This window comes from Streptomyces sp. NPDC045470, assembly GCF_040646595.1.
In the GTDB taxonomy this organism is placed as follows: domain Bacteria; phylum Actinomycetota; class Actinomycetes; order Streptomycetales; family Streptomycetaceae; genus Streptomyces.
The window spans coordinates 1-20,456 of sequence record NZ_JBEZAN010000002.1 but is presented as its reverse complement, the minus strand read 5'-3'; the positions used below and the strand labels follow the sequence as shown (position 1 = coordinate 20,456).

Here is a 20,456-nt window from a genome sequence, read left to right as displayed (position 1 = left end):
GCCCAGGTCAGCAGGGTCAGCCCGCGGGCGGCGGGCCGAAGCCGCCCTGCGGCGGCGGATATCCGCCGGGCGTCTGGAACCCGCCCGGCGCCTGGTAGCCAGGAGGCGCCTGATATCCGGGAGCTCCTGGAGGGCCCTGATGTCGCGCGGGCGGCCCCTGGTGGCCACCAGGGGCCGGGGCGCCCGGCACCGGCCCTCCGACCGGCCCGTACGCGGGCGCGCCCATGGCCCCCGGCGCATAGGGCCCTGGCACACCCTGGCCACGACCAGGACCAGACCCATGAGCAGGAACCGTGAACCCAGGAACCCCCGCCGTCCCTGGCCCCGGAGCCCCCGGCAGTCCCGGTGCCCCTGGCTGAACCGGCACCCCGGGCCGCCCCATCAGCACCAGCGCCACCACCGAACCGACCAGCTCCACCAGCATCTGCACCCGGCCCAGCAGCACGCCGCCCGGCGCGACGTCACCCAGCTCGAAGAGCGTGCCGGTACGGAGCGAGCCGATCAGGCTCAGGAAGGCGACCGGCAGCAGGACCAGCGCCGTCCCGAGGGCGAAGCCGCGGGCGGAGACCCGGCGGGTGGCGGCCAGGAGCGCGCCGACCGCGCACAACGGCAGGAAAGTGAGCCAGGCCCAGCCGGGCGCCATGCCGAGCATGGCCCTCAGCACGCCGCGGCCGGTGAACAGGATCTCCAGCGACGCCCCGGGCCCGCTGCCGAGGGACTCCGCCAGCGCGTAGCAGATCCAGATCACCCACAGGAGCGTGAACGCGCCCAGCACGATCGCGGACACGGGGCCCGCGGGGCCGCCGGGGCGTACCGGAGGCAGGCCGGGCGCCCGGCCGGGGCGCGGCCAGGCCCGGATACCCGCCGGCAGGACGACGGCGGCGACGAGTGCCGGCGGCACCAGCGCGCCCGCGGAGAGGAAGACGGCCATGAGGGTGGAGTCGTCGATGTCGCCCGCGCCGAGGAACCAGCGGTCGGTCGAGGTGTGGCTGCCCGTGCTGACGATGGCCTGCACCCGCAGGGAGAACGTCAGCGCCGTCGCCACCGCGAGCAGCCCGCCGGCCGGCCGCCTCCCGGCGAACGCGGTTACCGCGGCGGCGCCTTGCAGCAGGGCCAGGCCCAGCTCGTACGGAGTCGTGACCGGATAGGCGGCCATCGGGGCACCGCCGAGACCGGCGGACGTGCCTCCCGCCCACACGTCCCACAGCGTGCCGGGCCCGAGCGTCACAAGATCATGTCCGAGCCAGTACAGGGTGTGCAGGAGGAAAAGCAGGCACAAAGCGCCTGCCGTGATCCGCGCGCCCTTACTGAGCACTCGAATATGTGGCATTTTGCTCCGCTCTCTCCCGCGTGCGCTTCTCCGGCACGCGATCGCGCACGATAGTAATGCCGGTCAAGTTCCCATCCAGCGCAGGCAAGCTCAGGCAAGCGCAGTCCAACTAAGACAAGCGCAGACAAGAGCGGGCATGCGTCGACAAGGGAAGATCACGTATCGGCGCATGCGGTCAAACACCGGACGGAAGAGCGGACAAGCGGGAAAACATGGTGACGAGCCGGGCCCCGAGGAGTACGGCACCAAAGACGCCGAACGCGCCGAAGACCCAGAAGACCCAGAAGACCCAGAGAAGCCCAAACCGTCCAGGACGCCGAAGCCGTCCAAGCCGTCCAAGCCGTCCAAGCCGACGAAGCCGTCAAGCCGCCGAAGGCGTCAAAGAACCGACTCCGTACGCCGGACAACGTGCAGGGCCCGGCCACCGACAGCCGGGCCCGCAGGGTCAGTCCCGGTGGCTCGACCCGCCCCGGCCGCCCCGCCGCGGCCCCGTCACGATGGCACCCGAAGGTCCGTCGCGCTCGGCGCGCTCCTGGTCCTCCTTGGCCTCCTGCTCCTTCTGCCACTTCGCGAACTGCTCGCGGGAGGCCTCCCGCTCGGCCTGCGTCTGGTTCTCCGCCGCCCGCCGCATCTCGTTCATACGGTCGCCGATGGCGCCCATGTACTCCTCGGACTGGATGGCGTCCTTCATGCCGATCCGCCCGGAAAGCACCTCCTGAGCCATCTCCTGGAGCTTTCCGCCGACCTTGGGGTTGGTGGCCAGCGTCTGCAGGGCCTTGCGCAGCCGGTGCGCCTGTTCGGGATCCTGGGCGACGTCCATCAGATCCGCGTCCTGGATCTGCCGCTCATTGCCCGCGCCGTTCGTGCCGTTCATGTCTTCTGCCCCCGGTGAACTCGGTGGTACAGCAACCGCGTGTGCTGCACCGGCGTCATGAGTCTAATGACGGATCGGAACCACTCGTCAAGGAGGCTTGTTGGCATTGCGGGATATTGGTCCCTTTTCCCGCCCCGTACTGCCGCCCCGCCGCTCCGGACGTGCCGGTCGGTCGCTATCCGGGTGTGCTAGACCTGAGGACTTGTCCGGCAGGCCGTCGCCGCTTTCGAGCCGCGTCATTCGCGCCGCGCCAATCAATTCGGGGAGAAAAGATGTCAGACGAGGTCCGGATCAGTACCGAGGAGCTGCACAAGCTCGGTACCGAGTTCGAGATATCCGCGGACGACCTGGGCCGTCAGCTGACCGCTTTCAGACGGCGCAGTGACGCCGCGGCGCTGTGCGAAGGGTTCGGCTCACGCGAGGCGGCCGGACCGTACCTGGAGCTGTACGAGCAGGCCGAACGCGCCCTGGATCAGCTGCGGAAGCGGCTGACGGAGGTCGCCGACGGCCTCCGGGAGACCGCCGTGTCGACGGACACGGCCGAGGAAGAACTCGTCAAGGCGATCCGGGGTGTCCAGTGACCGAGCAGCGCGACCCCCAAGCCCTGCACGAGGCGGCAGCCGGCTGGCGGGACATGGGAAAGCACCTGGACGGCCTGGTGCGGGACCTGGACCGGCAGGTGGGCAAGGCAGCGGCCGCCAACTGGCAGGGCCCCGCGGGTGAGGCGTTCGCGGCGGAGTGGCACCAGCTCAAGCGGTCCGTCGACGAGACCCTGCCGGCCTTCGAACTCGCCGCCGCCGACCTGGAGAACGCCGCCTCCCAGGACAAGGGGGCGCACGCGGGCGTGGGCTCCGGCGCTCACGACACCGCACCGGACGCCTCCCAGAACAACGGCGCGCAGTCGTCCGGTACGCAGACCGCGTACGGCTTCATGGCCCTGGGCCAGCTCGCCACATCGCTGGGCGGCGCCTTCCGAGGGAAGGGGGGCAAGGGCGGCGGCCGGGGGCAGCGGCCTCCGCTGACGGCGCAGTGGGAGACCTCCAGCGCGCCTCAGGGGCCCGACCCCTTCGGACCGCCGCAGACCGGACCGAAGAACGCACGGGGCGGCGCGGGCGTGGCCAAGGGGGTACGTACGGGAGAGACCGCGGCCGCGGACGGCGCCTCCGAGGCGCCCCCCAAGGCGCCGTCTGCCGAAAAGCCGTCCGGCCCCCAGGAACGGCCCGGCCTCCAGGGACGGCCCAGTACCCAGAAACAGCCCAGCCCCCAGGAACAACCCAACACCAAGAACACGGCCGACAAGGCCGACAAGGACGCCAACCCCCCGTCCCCCGACGTCCGCCGCCACGGCGCCTTCGGCTGAAGCCGGAGCCCCGCCCCGACGCCCGCACCCACCCGCACACTCACACCCGGAAAAGCGCCAGGGCGCCCCTCCCGAAGGAGAGGCGCCCCACCGCTTTCGTCCGGCGCCGCGACGGCGCCGGACCGCCCGTCAGCCGCTGTGCGCCGGCAGCCACCCGGTCTGCACCAACTGCGCACCGCGCTTGCGCGTGATGAAGTGCGCACGCCCCGGTGTCAGGCTGGTCGCCTTGATGTTGCCCATCAGCGGCCCCTCGCCCGGGTCGCCCGACAGGATCAGACCCTGGGCGCCGAGTTCCTTCGTCCGCTGCATCACGGGCTCGAAGGAGGAGCGTCCGGCCCCCGAGGAGCTGCGCGCCAGGATCAGGCGCAGACCCAGGTCGCGGGCGAACGGCAGGTACTCCAGCAGCGGCTGGAGCGGGTTGCCGCTGCTGGTCGCCACCAGGTCGTAGTCGTCCACGATCACGAACGCGTCCGGCAGGTCGTACCAGCTGCGGTTGCGCAGCTGCTCCGGCGTGACGTCCGGGCCCGGCATCCGGCGCCCCAGCGAACCGGCCAGCCCGGTGATGACCTCCTGCAACTGCGGCCCCGCCGCACAGTACTTGTACATGTGGCTCTCGGGGATCTCACCGAGCAGCGCGCGCCGGTAGTCGGAGACCACCATGAGGGCCTTGTCCGACGGGTAGCGCTCCGCGATCTGCTTGGCGATCAGACGCAGCAGCGAGGACTTGCCGGACTCGCTCTCGCCGTAGATCACCAGCAGCGGGTCGGTCTCGAAGTCGATGAACGCCGGCGACAGCGTCGTCTCGTCGACACCGATCGCGATGCCGTGCTCCGGGTAGTCGCTGCCCTTGGGCAGGTCGCTCGCCGGGAGCAGCGTCGGCAGCATCCGCACCTTCGGGGCGGGCTCGCCCTGCCAGTGCTCCTTGACGGTGGCCACCAGGTGCGCCATGCCGTCGCTGAGGCTCTCCGCCTCCTGGACGCCGTCGATACGGGGCAGCGCCGCCAGGTAGTCCAGCTTCTCGGGGGAGAGGCCGCGACCTGGGCGGCCCATCGGCACGTTCTCCGCGCGCTTGCGGTCGAACTCCGACTCCATCGGGTCGCCGAGCCGCAGCTCGACGCGGTTCAGCAGCTGGTCGCGCAGGGCGGGCCGCACCTCGGTGTAGCGGGAGGCGCCGAGGATCAGGTGGATGCCGAAGCCGAGACCGCGGCTGGCGATGTCCAGTATGACCGGGTCGAGCTGCTCGTAGTCGGTCTTGAAGGTGCCCCAGCCGTCGATGACGAGGAAGACATCGCCCCACTTCTGGTCCGGGAACGCGCCGGCGGCGCGCCGCTGGCGGTAGGTCCCCATGGAGTCGATGGAGTTCGCGCGGAAGAACTCCTCGCGCGCGTTGAGGATGCCGACGACCTCGGCGACCGTACGGCGGACCTTCTCCGCGTCCAGCCGGGAGGCGACGCCGCCGACGTGCGGCAGCCCCTCCATGGCCAGCATGCCGCCGCCACCGAAGTCGAGGCAGTAGAACTGCACCTCGGACGGGGTGTGGGTGAGCGCGAAGCCCGCCATGGCGGAACGGATCAGCGTCGACTTGCCGGACTGCGGACCACCGACGACCAGGCCGTGACCGGCGCCGGCGGAGAAGTCCAGGTACATCACGTCGCGCCGCTGCTCGAACGGCTTGTCCACGAGCGCGACCGGCACGACCAGCTTGCCGAGCGCCGTGTACTCCGGGGCGTGCACGCCCCGCTCGGGCGTGACGGCGAGCGCCGGGAGCAACTGGTTGACGGTGGGCGACTCGTCCAGCGGCGGCAGCCACACCTGGTGCGCCGGCGGACCCTGGCCCTGCATCCGCTGCACGATCACGTCCAGGACGGTGTCGGCCAGCGCGTCGTCCTGCTGCTGGGTGAGCGACGGCTCCTCGGCGATGATCTCCTCGACGATCGGCGCCAGCACCGGGGACGCTGTGAACGGCACCGGCATCCGGCTCGTACGGCTGCCACCGCCGCCACCGCCGGCGCCGGGACCGCGGTACGGGCCCGACACGTACGCGGCCTTGAACTGCACCATCGTCTCGGTGTCGTACTTCAGGATGCCGGAACCCGGCACGTTGGGCAGGTGGTACGCGTCCGGCACGCCGATCGCCGTACGGGACTCGGCGGCGGAGAACGTCCGCAGACCCAGCCGGTAGGACAGGAAGGTGTCCAGGCCGCGCAGCTTGCCCTCTTCGAGGCGCTGCGAGGCGAGCAGCATGTGCACACCCATCGACCGGCCGATCCGGCCGATCTGGATGAACATGTCGATGAAGTCCGGCTTGGCGGTCAGCAGCTCGGAGAACTCGTCGAGCACCATCACCAGCGAGGGCAGCGGGTCCAGCGGGGCGCCGGCGGCGCGGGCCTTCTCGTAGTCGGTGATGTTGGCGTAGTTGCCCGCCGACCGCAGCAGCTCCTGACGGCGCTGCAGCTCACCGGTGATCGAGTCGCGCATACGATCGATCAGGCTGACGTCGTCGGCCAGGTTGGTGATGACCGCGGCGACGTGCGGCATCTCGGACATGCCGGTGAAGGTGGCGCCGCCCTTGAAGTCCGCGAGGATGAAGTTGAGCGTCTCCGAGGAGTGGGTGACCGCGAGGGCGAGCACCAGGGTGCGCAGCACCTCGGACTTGCCGGAACCGGTCGCGCCGACGCACAGGCCGTGCGGGCCCATGCCCTCCTGGGACGCTTCCTTGATGTCGAGCATGACGGGCTGGCCGTCCTTGTCGACACCGATCGGCACGCGCAGCCGCTCGTGCAGCGTGCGCGGGCGCCAGGTGCGCGAGACGTCCACCGAACCGGCGTCGCCGATGTTCATCAGATCCGTGAAGTCCAGGTTGGACAGCAGCGGCTCCTCGCCGTCGGCGCCCGAACCGGCCCGCAGCGGCGCCAGCAGGCGCGCCAGCGACTCCGCCTCGGAGACCGACAGGGTGTCCACGGTCCCGTTGTAGACCGCGCCGCCCGCCGACTCCAGCACCAGCTTGCCCGGCCACACCTGCACGGCCAGTCCGCCCCGGATCTCGTCCAGGTCGCCCGGCACGACCTCCAGGATCGTCACGCCCTGCAGGCCCTCGGCCCCGGCGATCACCGAGTCCATCGGCACCTCGCCGGCGTCCAGCACGACCACCACGTGCGGGGTGTCGGTGACCGGCGTGCCCTGCGGGTTGAAGCGGCCGCGGCCCTCCAGCTCCTCGGCGAGCAGTTCCTCGATCTCCCCCAGGTCACCGACGACCAGCCGGCGGGTGCCGGCGCCGTCGGTGGTCTTGTCCTGCACGTGCGGCAGCCACTTGGTCCACTCCCACTCGGCCTGCGCGCCCGGCGCCGCCACCACGGCGACGACCAGGTCCTCCGGCGAGTGCAGGGTGCACAGCTGCGCGAGGATGGCGCGCGCCGACCCGTACACGGTGTCCGGGTCGCCGGAGACCGTCAGGTGGTAGAAGGCCCGCAGCGAGACCGCGAGCGGCAACTGGTCCAGATACCCGTGCTTGTCGAGGAACTCCTTCATCGCGTGCGCGGTGAGCGGTTCCAGTTCGTCGACCGGCGCGGTCTCCGGCGCCTTCAGGGGAGTGGCGAGCTGCTGCGGGCCCAGCCCCATCCGTACTTGTGCGAAGTCGGGGTCGGACGGGCGGCGTTCCCACACCCGTTTGCCTTCGGCTACGACCGCCCACAATTGCCCCGGATCGGGGTGGAGGAAAAGCTGCGCGTCACGCTGTTTGCGCGCGGTGCGCCGCACTTCCTTTCGCTTCTGCGCCAGGTATTTGAGGTAATCCTGGCGCTCCTGGAGCATTTGCCCGGAAGGCCCTTGGCGGGCCTTGACGATCTGGACAATAGCCATCGCGAGGGTGGAAACCACCATCACGCCGCCCATGATCTTCATGAACGGCTGGGTGCCCATGAACAGGAAACCCGCCGAACCCGCCATGCCCATCATCGGCATGAGGTTCATCAGCATGTTGTCCTCGCCTTCGCGAGGCAGCTCCGGCGGAGCTTCGAGCGTCAACTCCTCACCGGGGATATCAGGTGGAAGCGCGCGGGGCGGGCGCTTGACGATGACAACGCTCACCGAGGCATCAGTCCTTCATGCATCTCGCAGTCTCGGACCGCCCCCGTTGGTTCGACGGTCCCCCGGACCAAGTCCATGGCCCGACGCAGGCGTTGATCCTACTGTTAACGGTCAAGTGCCGGGGCGGGTGGGGCGGCGGCCTAATTGGGGGGTACGCTGACGCCTCGCGAGCGCGCCCAAGGCCCCGTAACGACGTCCCTATATATAAGGCACGGTGGCGGCGCCCCTATATATAAGGCACGCACGCGACAAACTGCCCAACGGATAGGGGGAACCGCCAGGTGAGCACGACTACAGGCACCGGCTTCTGCCGGGTCACAGTCGCCGCGCCGGACGCACGGATCGACGTGGCACTGCCGGAGGATGTCGCACTCGTCGATATTTATCCGGAGATCCTGCGACTCTCCGGTCAGTCCCAGGCGGAGGGCGCCCCCACCGGATACCACCTGGTGCGCCGGGACGGCACCGTCCTGGACGCCGGCCAGTCACTCGCCCAGCAGCGCATCCTCGACGGCGACCTGCTCCTGCTGCGCCCGTTCGCCGAGTCGCTGCCGCTGCCCGTCTTCGACGACGTCTCGGACGCCGTCGCCTCCGCGGTCAAGCGCAACCGCAACCGGTGGAGCGACGACCTGATGAACATCGTCGGCCTCACCGCCGGCGTGCTCCTGCTCGTCATGATGGCGTTCGCCCTGTGGTTCTCCAACCCGGCCGACCGCGACATGCACCGCCTGCCCGGCATCATCGCCGGCGTGACCGGCATCGTCCTGGTCGCCCTGTCCGGCGTACGGGCCCGGGTCTACGACGACCACGCCTCGTCCATCGCCCTGGGCCTGGCGTCGCTGCCGCACCTGCTGATCGCCGGTTCCGGGATCATGCCGGTGGCCGACGGCGAGGGCCCCGGCCGGCTGCAGTTCCTGGTCGGCTGCGTGACCGTACTGATCGCGTCCGTACTGCTGGTGGTCCTCCTGCCGCGCGGCGACGCGCCCTTCGTGGCCGCCGCCTTCCTGGCCACCATCGGAACCCTCGCGGTCTTCGCCGCCATCCTCACCGAGGCCGAGCCGCGCGAGGTCGCCGCGGTCACCGCCGTCGTCGCCATCGCGGTGGTCGCCTGGCTGCCCGGCCTGTCCTCGCGCTTCGCCCGGCTGCCCATCGGCTACAAGTCGCCCGACCAGATCGCCGCCGGTCCGCACAACGACGGCGAGCCGGGCGCGGCGACCGAGTCCGTCGACTTCGTCAAGATCGGCAACCAGGCCAAGCGCGGCCACGAACTCCTGCTCGGCCTGGTCGCCGGCTGCTCCGCGCTGGTCGTCGGCGCCGCCGGCGTCGTCCTCGGTTTCTCCGACAACAGCTGGGCACAGCTGCTGGCGCTGGCCGCCGGCATCACGATCATGCTGCGGGCCCGGCTCTTCGACTACACCGCGCAGGTCGCCTGCCTGACGATCGCCGGCATCCTGACGGTCGTCCTGCTCATCCTGGGCATCGCGCTGCACCCGCCGGTCGACGTCATCGCCGACCTCGTGCGCTTCGGCGACTCCGGCCCGCTCAACGTCCGTACGGTCTGGTTCTCCGGCAGCATCGCGGCCGGCGCCGCCATCCTGGTCGGTGTGGGCCTGGTCGTCCCGCGCAAGGGCGTCACCCCCTTCTGGGGCCGCGTCTTCGACATCTTCGACGGCGTCGTCCTGCTGTCGCTGGTGCCGCTGTGCCTGGCGGTACTGGACGTGTACGGCACCGTGCGCGGTCTGACCGGCTCCTCGTAGGAGACCGCGAAAAGCTCCTCGTACGGATGACCCGCCCACGACAGGGGGTCACCCGTCCGCACGGCCCCCCGACCGCCCGGTCGGGGGGCCGTTTGCAGCTGGTACTCTGGGTGACGGCCTTTGTTGAGTCATCCAAGATCCCCTGTGAAGTCGATCCAGGGGCGCTCGCGGGCCGATGGACATCAAGAGGAGTACCGCGTGTCGCTCGACGCCGCTACGAAGAAGCAGATCATGGCCGAGTTCGCCACCAAGGAGGGTGACACCGGCTCCCCCGAGGTCCAGGTCGCGATGCTGTCCCGCCGCATCTCGGACCTGACCGAGCACCTCAAGGTCCACAAGCACGACCACCACTCCCGCCGTGGTCTGCTGCTGCTCGTCGGCCAGCGCCGTCGCCTGCTGCAGTACCTGGCGAAGAAGGACATCACGCGCTTCCGTGCGCTGGTCGAGCGCCTGGGCATCCGCCGCGGTGCGGCGGGCGCCAAGTAAGACGACGTGAAGGGAGCGGTTCCCACACCCGGGGGCCGCTCCCTTTGCCGTACGTACCGGACGTCCGGTCCCCTGCCCGGTGGACCGGAGCTTTGTAGTCTGGTCCCATAACGCCATAGCGAAGAGGTGGAGCGCCTTTCAGCCGCCGGTCCTCGGTAGTGGCCCCCGGAAGGCGCGCGGACGAACCGCGCGACCCCGTATCCGGGTGCTTCGATCGAAGACCGGCCCGCAACCCCGGCGCTCCACCGACGAAGGTCCACCGCCACACGGGCGGTGGACGCAGACGAGGAGATATCCCTGGTGGAGAACGAGACCCACTACGCCGAAGCCGTCATCGACAACGGCTCCTTCGGCACCCGCACCATCCGCTTCGAGACGGGCCGCCTGGCCAAGCAGGCCGCCGGTTCCGCCGTCGCGTACCTGGACGACGACACCATGGTGCTGTCGGCCACCAGCGCGTCCAAGACGCCCAAGGACCAGCTCGACTTCTTCCCCCTGACGGTGGACGTCGAAGAGCGCATGTACGCCGCCGGCAAGATCCCCGGCTCCTTCTTCCGCCGTGAGGGCCGGCCCTCCGAGGACGCGATCCTCACCTGCCGCCTGATCGACCGGCCGCTGCGCCCCTCCTTCAAGAAGGGCCTGCGCAACGAGATCCAGATCGTCGAGACGATCATGGCGCTCAACCCCGACCACCTCTACGACGTGGTCGCGATCAACGCCGCCTCCTGCTCCACGCAGCTGGCCGGCCTGCCCTTCTCCGGCCCGATCGGCGGCACCCGGGTCGCGCTGATCGACGGCCAGTGGGTCGCCTTCCCGACCCACACCGAGCTGGAGAACGCGGTCTTCGACATGGTCGTGGCCGGCCGTGTCCTCCCGGACGGCGACGTCGCGATCATGATGGTCGAGGCCGAGGCCACCGAGAAGACCATCCAGCTGGTCAAGGACGGCGCCGAGGCCCCCACCGAGGAGGTCGTCGCCGCCGGTCTGGAGGCCGCCAAGCCCTTCATCAAGGTGCTGTGCAAGGCCCAGTCGGACCTGGCCGCCAAGGCCGCGAAGCCGGTCGGCGACTTCCCGGTCTTCCTCGACTTCCAGGACGACGTCCTGGAGGCGCTGACCGCCGCCGTCAAGGGCGAGCTGGCCCAGGCGCTGACCATCGCGGGCAAGCAGGACCGCGAGGCCGAGCTGGACCGCGTCAAGGCCGTGGCCGCCGAGAAGCTGCTGCCGCAGTTCGAGGGCCGCGAGAAGGAGATCTCCGCCGCCTACCGCGCGCTGACCAAGTCCCTCGTGCGTGAGCGCGTCATCAAGGACAAGGTCCGCATCGACGGCCGTGGCGTGACGGACATCCGTACGCTCGCCGCCGAGGTCGAGGCGATCCCGCGGGTGCACGGCTCGGCGCTGTTCGAGCGTGGCGAGACCCAGATCCTGGGCGTCACCACCCTGAACATGCTCCGCATGGAGCAGCAGCTGGACACCCTCTCCCCGGTGACCCGCAAGCGCTACATGCACAACTACAACTTCCCGCCGTACTCCGTCGGTGAGACCGGCCGCGTGGGCTCGCCCAAGCGCCGCGAGATCGGCCACGGCGCGCTCGCCGAGCGCGCCATCGTGCCGGTGCTGCCGACGCGCGAGGAGTTCCCGTACGCCATCCGCCAGGTCTCCGAGGCGCTGGGCTCCAACGGCTCCACCTCGATGGGCTCGGTCTGCGCCTCGACGATGTCGCTGCTGAACGCCGGTGTGCCGCTCAAGGCCCCGGTCGCCGGCATCGCCATGGGCCTGATCTCCCAGGAGATCGACGGCAAGACGCACTACGTCGCCCTCACCGACATCCTCGGTGCGGAGGACGCGTTCGGCGACATGGACTTCAAGGTCGCCGGTACGAAGCAGTTCGTCACCGCCCTGCAGCTCGACACCAAGCTGGACGGCATCCCGGCGTCCGTGCTGGCCGCGGCCCTCAAGCAGGCCCGCGACGCCCGCCTGCACATCCTGGACGTGATGAACGAGGCGATCGACGTTCCGGACGAGATGTCCCCGAACGCGCCGCGCATCATCACCGTCAAGATCCCGGTGGACAAGATCGGTGAGGTCATCGGCCCCAAGGGCAAGATGATCAACCAGATCCAGGAGGACACCGGCGCCGACATCACGATCGAGGACGACGGCACCATCTACATCGGTGCCGCCGACGGCCCGGCCGCCGAGGCCGCCCGCGCCACGATCAACGGCATCGCCAACCCGACCATGCCGGAGGTCGGCGAGCGCTACCTGGGCACGGTCGTCAAGACCACCACCTTCGGTGCGTTCGTCTCCCTGCTGCCGGGCAAGGACGGTCTGCTGCACATCTCGCAGATCCGCAAGCTGGCCGGCGGCAAGCGCGTCGAGAACGTCGAGGACGTGCTCGCCGTGGGCGCCAAGGTCCAGGTGGAGATCGCCGAGATCGACCAGCGCGGCAAGCTGTCGCTGGCTCCGGTCATCGAGGGCGAGGACGAGGCGAAGGACGACGCCGCCAAGTGACGTCCCGTAGCTCACGGACGACGGCCCGCACCTCTTCGGAGGGGCGGGCCGTCGCCCGTACCCAAACGCTTCTCAAGGGCACCAACGGCGCCGGCACGGTCCGCAAGACGGTCCTGCCCGGCGGCCTGCGCGTGGTCACCGAGACCCTGCCCTCCGTCCGCTCCGTCACCTTCGGGATCTGGGCCAATGTCGGCTCCCGTGACGAGACCCCCTCGCTGAACGGCGCCACCCACTACCTGGAGCACCTGCTCTTCAAGGGCACCAGGAAGCGCAGCGCGCTCGACATCTCCGCCGCGATCGACGAGGTCGGCGGTGAGATGAACGCCTTCACGGCGAAGGAGTACACCTGCTACTACGCGCGGGTGCTGGACACCGACCTGCCGCTCGCCATCGACGTGGTCTGCGACATGCTGACCGGCTCGCTCATCGAGCCCGCCGACGTCGACGCCGAGCGCGGCGTGATCCTCGAAGAGATCGCGATGACCGAGGACGACCCGGGCGACTGTGTGCACGACCTGTTCGCGCACACCATGCTCGGTGACACCCCCCTCGGCCGCCCGGTCCTGGGCTCCGTCGACACGGTCAACGCCCTCACCCCCGAGCGCATCCGCCGCTTCTACAAGAAGCACTACGACCCGACCCGCCTGGTCGTCGCCGCCGCCGGCAACGTCGACCACGCCAAGGTCGTCCGGATGGTCCGCGCCGCCTTCGAGAAGGCCGGTGCCCTCGACCGTACGGACGCCGTGCCGATGGCCCCGCGCGACGGCTCCCGCACCATCCGTACGGCGGGCCGCGTGGAACTGCTCAACCGCAGGTCCGAGCAGGCCCACGTGATCCTCGGCGTGCCGGGCCTGGCCCGGACCGACGACCGCCGCTGGGCCATGGGCGTGCTGAACACGGCCCTCGGCGGCGGCATGAGCTCCCGCCTCTTCCAGGAGGTACGGGAGAAGCGCGGCCTGGCCTACAGCGTGTACTCGTACACCTCCGGCTACGCCGACTGCGGTCTGTTCGGCGTGTACGCGGGCTGCCGCCCGAACCAGGTCGACGACGTCCTGAAGATCTGCCGCGACCAGCTCGACCAGGTCGCCGACGAGGGCCTGACGGACGACGAGATCCGCCGCGCGATCGGGCAGCTGCGCGGTTCCACCGTGCTCGGCCTGGAGGACACCGGCGCGCTGATGAACCGCATCGGCAAGAGCGAGCTGTGCTGGGGCGCCCAGATGTCGGTCGACGACATGCTGGCCCGGATAGCGGCGGTCACCCCGGACGAGGTACGGGAACTGGCCCGCGATGTACTGGGACAGCGCCCGTCGCTGTCCGTCATCGGCCCGCTGAAGGACCGGCAGGCGGACCGGCTGCACGACGCGGTCGCCTGACCTTTCGTATCAGGCGTACCGGAGGTACCAGGCGTACCCACTGGTACTGGGAAAGAGAGAGCGGGAAACGATGAGCAAGCTGCGCGTGGCGGTCATCGGCGCCAAGGGCCGCATCGGCTCCGAGGCCGTACGGGCCGTCGAGGCCGCCGAGGACATGGAACTGGTCGCGGCCCTGGGCCGGGGCGACGGGCTGGAGACGTTGACCGGGGCCGGCGCCCAGGTCGCGGTCGAGCTCACGCACCCCGACGCCGTCATGGCGAACCTGGAGTTCTGCGTCCGCAACGGCATCCACGGGGTCGTCGGCACCACCGGCTGGACCGACGAACGCCTCGCGCGGCTGCGCGCCTGGCTGGACGCGTCGCCCCGCACCGGCGTGCTCATCGCCCCGAACTTCTCCATCGGCGCGGTGCTGACCATGCGGTTCGCGCAGCAGGCGGCCCGGTTCTTCGAGTCGGCCGAGGTCATCGAGCTGCACCACCCGAACAAGGCCGACGCGCCCTCGGGCACCGCGGCCCGCACGGCCAAGCTGATCGCCGAGGCCCGTGCCGCCGCGGACTGCCCGCCGCAGCCGGACGCCACCAGCAGCGCGCTGGACGGCGCCCGCGGCGCGGACGTGGACGGCATCCCCGTCCACTCCGTACGGCTGCGCGGTCTCCTGGCCCACCAGGAGGTGCTGCTCGGCGGGGTGGGGGAGACCCTCACCATCCGCCACGACTCGCTCCACCACAGCAGCTTCATGCCGGGCATCCTGCTCGGCGTGCGCCGCGTGGTGACCACTCCCGGCCTGACCATGGGCCTGGAGAACTTCCTCGACCTGGACTGACGGGGTTCGCGCGTGCGTGCAAAGATCACCTACTGCGTCCTCGCGGCGGTCCTGGTCGTCTACTTCGTCCTCGTCGGCAGCCGGGGCATCCTGCTCATCGAGCAGGGCACCGTGCTGACCGTCGCGTTCGGCGTCGCCGTCCTGATCCTGCCGTTCATCGGACTGTGGTTCCTCTGGCACACCACCCAGTTCGCCCGCAAGGCAAGCCGCCTCGCGCGCGAGCTGGAGGCCGAGGGCGGGCTGCCGGTCGACGAGCTGAAGCGCACCCCGGGCGGTCGTATCGACCGGGACTCCGCCGACGAGGTCTTCGACCGGCGACGTGCCGAGACCGAGCAGGCGCCGGAGGACTGGCGGGCCTGGTTCCGGCTGGCGGTCGCCTACCACGACGCCCGGGACACCCCGCGGGCCCGTAAGGCGATGCAGCGGGCCATCGCCCTGCACGAGGGCAAGCCCGTACGGGCCTGAACGACGCGGTGCCCGTACGGCCTGAGCCGTACGGGCACCGTTGCCCACCGGGGCCGGTTCCCACCAGGAGCCGGCCCCGATCTGCGGCTACCGGCAGGACTTCCCGGCCTGCGGTTACCGGCAGGACGGCTCGGCGCGGCTACCGTCGTACTCCGCCGCCCACGCCTCCAGGACGTCCGCGGCCAGCTCGAACGCCTCGGGACGCGCCAGGAAGTCCGCGTTGTGGTCCGTCACGAGCGTCCGCAGCGCGCTGCCGCCCTGCCGCTCGACCACCAGGGCCTGGCCCTGGACCGTCCGCGGCAGACCCAGCCAGCGCACCGGCCGCTGGGCCGTACGGACGGCGGCGACCTCGCTCCAGCGCAGCGTCGTCGTCCGTAGCAGCTCCACCTGGCGCAGGCCGTGGGCGCTCACCCACACCCCCACCCGCAGGAAGCGCAACGCGAGCGCGATGATCAGCACCGCGACACCGGCGCAGACGGCGGCGGCGGGCAGCGTCCCGGCGGTCACGATGATCACCGCGGACAGCAGGACGAACGAGGACAGCAGCAGAAGCACGGCGGCCGCCCCCACGCGTCCGGGGCCCGGACGGTAGGGACGGCGCCAGCGGTCCGGCCCCGCATGGGGCAACGGCGCTTCGAGTGCCTGATCGGCCTGGTCGTCGAGGTCGCGGTCGGCCGTCAGAAAGGTCAGGGGCACGGCGGATCCTCACTCCAGGCACGCAGATGAAGGCTGTGACCGGTGAGGTTATCGAGACTTACGTGCCGGAACCACTTCGCACCGGGCGGCACGCGCGACGACAGCGCGCGGACCGCCCGGCCGGATCAGCGGCCGTGCGCCGCCTCGGACTGGTGCGTGCCGACACCGCCGGTCTCCTGCTGGAGCGCCGGGACGCCGAGCAGCAGGGCGCCGGCGAGACCGCCGACGACCGTCAGGCCGATCAGGGACCGGCCCGCGAGCTGGGCACGACTGACGCGTTCTCGGGGCGGGGGCGCGACATTGCTGCGGAACCGGTCGGCCTCGGCGACGAAGGCGAACGGCACTGGCTCTCGCCGGCGGAACATGAGCGGGCTCTCCTTGGAACCTCGAAGTGGGCACTGTCACAGGGTTAGACGTCTGTCGCGCCCGTTTGGTGCCCGTTTTCTGCAAGTTCTGTGAAAAATATCAACCACAGGACGAGCCGGGCGAGACAGAGTCCGATTTTGTACGGTACGCGGCATCCTGCCGTATTTCCGGGACTGTCGGTGGCGGGCCGTAGGCTGGGGCGCGCCACGTGGAATGAACGGAAGGAACCGTCGGTGTCCCCTACCCCCGCCGAGAGCGTCGAAAGCTCCGAAGGCACAGCCCCCAGCTTCCGGAGCGAAGTGACGGTGGAGCTGGTCAAGCACAGCGCCGCGGACAGTGACGTGCTGTGGGCGGCCCGTGTCTCCACCGCCGGCGAGCAGTCGCTGGAGGAGCTGCAGAAGGACCCGGAGCGCTCCAAGGGCCTGATCAACTACCTGATGCGGGACCGGCACGGCAGCCCCTTCGAGCACAACTCGATGACCTTCTTCATCAGCGCGCCGATCTTCGTCTTCCGCGAGTTCATGCGGCACCGCGTCGGCTGGTCCTACAACGAGGAGTCCGGCCGCTACCGTCAGCTCGAACCGGTCTTCTACGTGCCCGACGCGTCCCGCAAGCTGGTCCAGCAGGGCCGCCCCGGCAAGTACGAGTTCGTCGAGGGCACCCCCGAGCAGCACGCGCTCACCGGCAAGGTCATGGAGGACTCCTACCGGCAGGCGTACGCGGCGTACCAGGAGATGCTGGCCGCCGGCGTCGCCCGCGAGGTGGCCCGCTCGGTCCTGCCGGTCGGCCTGTTCTCCTCGATGTACGCGACCTGCAACGCCCGTTCGCTGATGCACTTCCTCGGCCTGCGCACGCAGCACGAGCTCGCGGCCGTGCCGTCCTTCCCGCAGCGCGAGATCGAGATGGTCGGCGAGCAGATGGAGGCCCACTGGGCCCGCCTGATGCCGCTCACCCACGCCGCCTTCAACGCCAACGGCCGTATCGCCCCGTAAGGCCCCGGCCCCGCGGGCGACCCGCCGGACCGGTGTGCGGACCGGCCGTCGCCCTTCGGGGCCGTACCGGACCGCACAGACGTGCCAGGTGTCCGTATTGCGGCATTTTGAGAAGTTCATCTACGCTGAAGAAACGGACCCGGCACTGCTTGAACCCCCGAGCAAGCAGTGCCGGAGTCCACATCCCGGCTCCCCAGGGGCGCGACCCGAGGTGAGCTACGAGTAGCGTGGTGCCCATGGCTCCGACTTCCACACCGCAGACCCCCTTCGGGCGGGTGCTGACCGCCATGGTCACGCCGTTCACGGCGGATGGCGCTCTCGACCTCGACGGTGCGCAGCAGCTCGCCACGCACCTGGTGGACTCCGGCAACGACGGTCTCATCGTCAACGGCACCACCGGTGAGTCACCGACCACCAGCGATGCGGAGAAAGCCCAGCTGGTCCGGGCCGTGGTGGATGCGGTCGGAGACCGGGCCTTCGTCGTCGCCGGAGCCGGCACCAACGACACCGACCACAGCCTCCAGCTTGCCCGCGCCGCGCGCGACGCCGGAGCCCACGGTCTGCTCGCCGTGACGCCGTACTACAGCAAGCCGCCGCAGGAAGGTCTCTTCCGGCATTTCACCGCCATCGCGGACGCCACCGACCTGCCGGTCATGCTCTACGACATCCCCGGCCGCAGCGGTGTGCCGATCAACACCGAGACCATGGTGCGGCTCGCCGAGCACCCGCGCATCGTCGCCAACAAGGACGCCAAGGGCGACCTCGGCCGCGCCAGCTGGGCCATCGCCCGCTCGAACCTCGCGTGGTACAGCGGCGACGACATGCTCAACCTCCCGCTGCTGTCCGTCGGCGCCGTCGGCTTCGTCTCGGTCGTCGGCCACGTCGTCACGCCCGAGCTGCGCGCCCTGCTCGACGCCCACCTGCACGGTGACGTCACCAAGGCCACCGAGATCCACCAGAAGCTGCTGCCCGTCTTCACCGGCATGTTCCGCACCCAGGGCGTCATCACGACCAAGGCCGCGCTCGGGCTCCAGGGCCTGCCCGCCGGGCCGCTGCGCCTGCCGCTGGTGGAACTGTCGGCGGACGAGACCGAACAGCTCAAGCGCGATCTCGCCGCCGGCGGGGTACAGCTGTAACCACAGACTTCACAACTGAACATGGAAAACAACCGCCAAACCGCAAGTGCACGAATGTCATGCGCGCCACGTGTGCCTCACGGCGACGTGGCGTGTGTGGTGAGGAGAGTCTTTTGAGTCATCCGCATCCTGAGCTCGGCGCGCCGCCGAAGCTCCCCAAGGGCGGCCTGCGCGTCACCCCCCTCGGCGGCCTGGGTGAGATCGGCCGCAACATGACGGTCTTCGAGTACGGCGGTCGGCTGCTGATCGTCGACTGCGGAGTGCTTTTCCCGGAGGAGGAGCAGCCCGGAATCGATCTGATCCTGCCGGACTTCTCGTCCATCAGGGACCGCCTCGACGACATCGACGGCATCGTGCTCACGCACGGCCACGAGGACCACATCGGCGGTGTCCCCTACCTCCTGCGCGAAAAGCCGGACATTCCGCTGATCGGCTCCAAGCTGACCCTCGCCCTGATCGAGGCGAAGCTCCAGGAGCACCGCATCCGGCCGTACACGCTGGAGGTCGCGGAAGGCGACACGGAGGCCATCGGCCCCTTCGACTGCGAGTTCGTCGCGGTCAACCACTCCATCCCGGACGCCCTCGCGGTCGCCATCCGCACCCCCGCGGGCATGGTCGTGCACACTGGCGACTTCAAGATGGACCAGCTCCCGCTGGACCGCCGCCTGACCGACCTCCCGAAGTTCGCCAAGCTGGGCGAGGAGGGCATCGACCTCCTGCTGTCCGACTCCACGAACGCCGAGGTCCCGGGCTTCGTCCCGCCCGAGCGCGACATCTCCAACGTGCTGCGCACGGTCTTCGCGGGTGCCCAGAAGCGCATCATCGTCGCCAGCTTCGCGAGCCATGTGCACCGCATCCAGCAGATCCTGGACGCGGCACACGAGTACGGACGCCGGGTCGCCTTCGTGGGCCGCTCGATGGTCCGCAACATGGGCATCGCCCGCGAACTGGGCTATCTGAAGGTCCCGGCCGGGCTGGTCGTCGACGTCAAGGCCCTCGACGACCTGCCGGACGACGAGGTCGTGCTGGTCTGCACGGGTTCCCAGGGCGAGCCGATGGCGGCCCTGTCCCGGATGGCCAACCGCGACCACCAGATCCGCATCGTCCCCGGTGACACGGTGATCCTCGCGTCGTCGCTGATCCCGGGCAACGAGAACGCGGTCTACCGCGTCATCAACGGCCTGACCCGCTGGGGCGCCAACGTCGTCCACAAGGGCAACGCCAAGGTGCACGTCTCGGGCCACGCCTCGGCCGGCGAACTGCTGTACTTCTACAACATCTGCAAGCCGAAGAACCTGATGCCGGTGCACGGCGAATGGCGCCATCTGCGCGCCAACGCCGAACTCGGCGCGCTGACCGGCGTCCCCAAGGACCGGATCGTCATCGCCGAGGACGGCGTGGTCGTCGACCTGGTCAAGGGTGTCGCCAAGATCGTCGGCAAGGTTCAGGCGGGATATGTGTACGTGGACGGCCTGTCGGTCGGCGACGTCACCGAGTCCTCCCTCAAGGACCGCCGCATCCTCGGCGACGAGGGCATCATCTCGGTGTTCCTGGTCGTGGACTCCAGCACCGGCAAGATCGTCGGCGGGCCGCACATCCAGGCCCGCGGCTCGGGCATCGACGACGCGGACTTCGCCGCCGTGATGCCCAAGATCGACGAGATCCTCGCCAAGGCCGCCCAGGACGGTGTCGCGGAGCCGCACCAGCTCCAGCAGCTGGTCCGCCGGGCCATCGGCAAGTGGGTCTCCGACAACTTCCGCCGGCGCCCGATGATCCTCCCGGTGGTCGTCGAGGTCTGACCCCCAGGGGCCGCCTGCACAGGTACGGGAGCGGGGCAACCGGATTTGCATCCGGGCGCCCCGCTCCAGTACGTTTACGGCTCCGCCTGAAGGGGAACCCGGTACGCCTGCGCGTCCGGACGACCTCCCGACGGGACGGAATTCCGGCCCGGAGAAATCTGATAGCGTCGGAACAGCCGAAAGGCAAAACCCTCCGACGGAAATCGGAAGCGAATTCAGACCGGCAACGGACTGGGAATCGGATCTGATAGAGTCGGAAAGGCCGAAAAGCGAAAGCCGGACGGTCGCCCCGCTCCAGCAGGGAGCCGGAAACGGAAAGCGGAAACGCCGAACGGATCTGGTAAGGTTGGAACCGCGAAGAAGCCGAAAGGCCGAAACGCACCGGCGAAAATCAGGACC

Annotated in this window: 17 protein-coding genes; 11 read left to right on the top strand and 6 right to left on the bottom strand. The window is 70.0% G+C overall.

Annotation, left to right across the window (positions count from 1 at the left end; genetic code table 11):
- Positions 1-16 precede the first annotated feature (16 nt).
- The gene (locus tag AB0A97_RS06420; RefSeq protein ID WP_361145388.1) at positions 17-1,330 is read right to left on the bottom strand and encodes a hypothetical protein; all 1,314 of its coding nucleotides are present in this window, start codon (positions 1,328-1,330) and stop codon (positions 17-19) included.
- A gap of 445 nt (positions 1,331-1,775) precedes the next feature.
- Entirely contained in the window at positions 1,776-2,204 is a 429-nt protein-coding gene (locus AB0A97_RS06415) for a hypothetical protein (protein ID WP_361145385.1), read from the bottom strand.
- 272 nt (positions 2,205-2,476) lie between these two features.
- On the opposite strand from AB0A97_RS06415, the gene AB0A97_RS06410 reads away from it, so the two are divergent.
- Positions 2,477-2,785, top strand: a complete 309-nt coding sequence (locus AB0A97_RS06410) for a hypothetical protein (RefSeq protein WP_361145382.1) — start codon at positions 2,477-2,479, stop codon at positions 2,783-2,785.
- Positions 2,782-3,564, top strand: a complete 783-nt coding sequence (locus tag AB0A97_RS06405) for a WXG100 family type VII secretion target (protein ID WP_361145379.1) — start codon at positions 2,782-2,784, stop codon at positions 3,562-3,564. The genes AB0A97_RS06410 and AB0A97_RS06405 overlap by 4 nt, the downstream gene beginning before the upstream one ends.
- Before the next feature lie 129 nt (positions 3,565-3,693).
- On the opposite strand, the gene eccCa is transcribed toward AB0A97_RS06405, so the two are convergent.
- A complete protein-coding gene (eccCa, locus tag AB0A97_RS06400; protein ID WP_361145376.1) occupies positions 3,694-7,650 on the bottom strand; it encodes a type VII secretion protein EccCa in 3,957 nt (1,318 codons plus the stop codon).
- A 281-nt stretch (positions 7,651-7,931) separates the two neighbouring features.
- On the opposite strand from eccCa, the gene eccD reads away from it, so the two are divergent.
- The 6 genes from eccD (at position 7,932) to AB0A97_RS06370 (ending at position 15,068) form a co-directional block, all read left to right on the top strand.
- Complete coding sequence (eccD, locus tag AB0A97_RS06395; protein ID WP_361145373.1) at positions 7,932-9,407, top strand: type VII secretion integral membrane protein EccD; 1,476 nt, start codon at positions 7,932-7,934, stop codon at positions 9,405-9,407.
- Between the two features lie 198 nt (positions 9,408-9,605).
- Positions 9,606-9,893, top strand: coding sequence for a 30S ribosomal protein S15 (rpsO, locus tag AB0A97_RS06390; protein WP_003982664.1), 288 nt, complete (start codon positions 9,606-9,608; stop codon positions 9,891-9,893).
- Positions 9,894-10,193: 300 nt separating this feature from the next.
- Positions 10,194-12,404 carry a polyribonucleotide nucleotidyltransferase gene (locus AB0A97_RS06385; protein WP_361147285.1) on the top strand — a complete coding sequence of 737 codons (2,211 nt, stop codon included), beginning with the start codon at positions 10,194-10,196 and terminating at the stop codon, positions 12,402-12,404.
- Complete coding sequence (locus AB0A97_RS06380; RefSeq protein ID WP_361145370.1) at positions 12,401-13,780, top strand: pitrilysin family protein; 1,380 nt, start codon at positions 12,401-12,403, stop codon at positions 13,778-13,780. Before AB0A97_RS06385 ends, AB0A97_RS06380 begins: the two co-directional genes overlap by 4 nt.
- Positions 13,781-13,850: 70 nt before the next feature.
- A complete protein-coding gene (gene dapB / locus AB0A97_RS06375) occupies positions 13,851-14,603 on the top strand; it encodes a 4-hydroxy-tetrahydrodipicolinate reductase (RefSeq protein WP_361145367.1) in 753 nt (250 codons plus the stop codon).
- A 12-nt stretch (positions 14,604-14,615) separates the two neighbouring features.
- Complete coding sequence (locus AB0A97_RS06370; RefSeq protein ID WP_361145365.1) at positions 14,616-15,068, top strand: tetratricopeptide repeat protein; 453 nt, start codon at positions 14,616-14,618, stop codon at positions 15,066-15,068.
- 114 nt (positions 15,069-15,182) lie between these two features.
- On the opposite strand, the gene AB0A97_RS06365 is transcribed toward AB0A97_RS06370, so the two are convergent.
- Together AB0A97_RS06365 and AB0A97_RS06360 are read right to left on the bottom strand one after the other, a co-directional pair.
- Positions 15,183-15,764, bottom strand: a complete 582-nt coding sequence (locus AB0A97_RS06365) for a hypothetical protein (RefSeq protein ID WP_361145362.1) — start codon at positions 15,762-15,764, stop codon at positions 15,183-15,185.
- A gap of 125 nt (positions 15,765-15,889) precedes the next feature.
- The gene (locus tag AB0A97_RS06360; protein ID WP_030023054.1) at positions 15,890-16,129 is read right to left on the bottom strand and encodes a hypothetical protein; all 240 of its coding nucleotides are present in this window, start codon (positions 16,127-16,129) and stop codon (positions 15,890-15,892) included.
- A gap of 234 nt (positions 16,130-16,363) precedes the next feature.
- Between AB0A97_RS06360 and thyX the strand changes: the two genes are divergently transcribed.
- From thyX to AB0A97_RS06345, 3 genes are all read left to right on the top strand, one after another.
- Positions 16,364-17,122: an FAD-dependent thymidylate synthase gene (gene thyX / locus AB0A97_RS06355; RefSeq protein WP_361145359.1), complete on the top strand. Its 759-nt coding sequence runs from the start codon at positions 16,364-16,366 to the stop codon at positions 17,120-17,122.
- A gap of 236 nt (positions 17,123-17,358) precedes the next feature.
- Positions 17,359-18,258 carry a 4-hydroxy-tetrahydrodipicolinate synthase gene (dapA, locus tag AB0A97_RS06350; RefSeq protein ID WP_361145357.1) on the top strand — a complete coding sequence of 300 codons (900 nt, stop codon included), beginning with the start codon at positions 17,359-17,361 and terminating at the stop codon, positions 18,256-18,258.
- 113 nt (positions 18,259-18,371) lie between these two features.
- Positions 18,372-20,057 carry a ribonuclease J gene (locus tag AB0A97_RS06345; RefSeq protein ID WP_361145355.1) on the top strand — a complete coding sequence of 562 codons (1,686 nt, stop codon included), beginning with the start codon at positions 18,372-18,374 and terminating at the stop codon, positions 20,055-20,057.
- Positions 20,058-20,272: 215 nt separating this feature from the next.
- On the opposite strand, the gene AB0A97_RS06340 is transcribed toward AB0A97_RS06345, so the two are convergent.
- Positions 20,273-20,456, bottom strand: a 184-nt coding sequence (locus tag AB0A97_RS06340) for a hypothetical protein (protein WP_361145352.1), incomplete at its 5' end; no start/stop codon positions are given.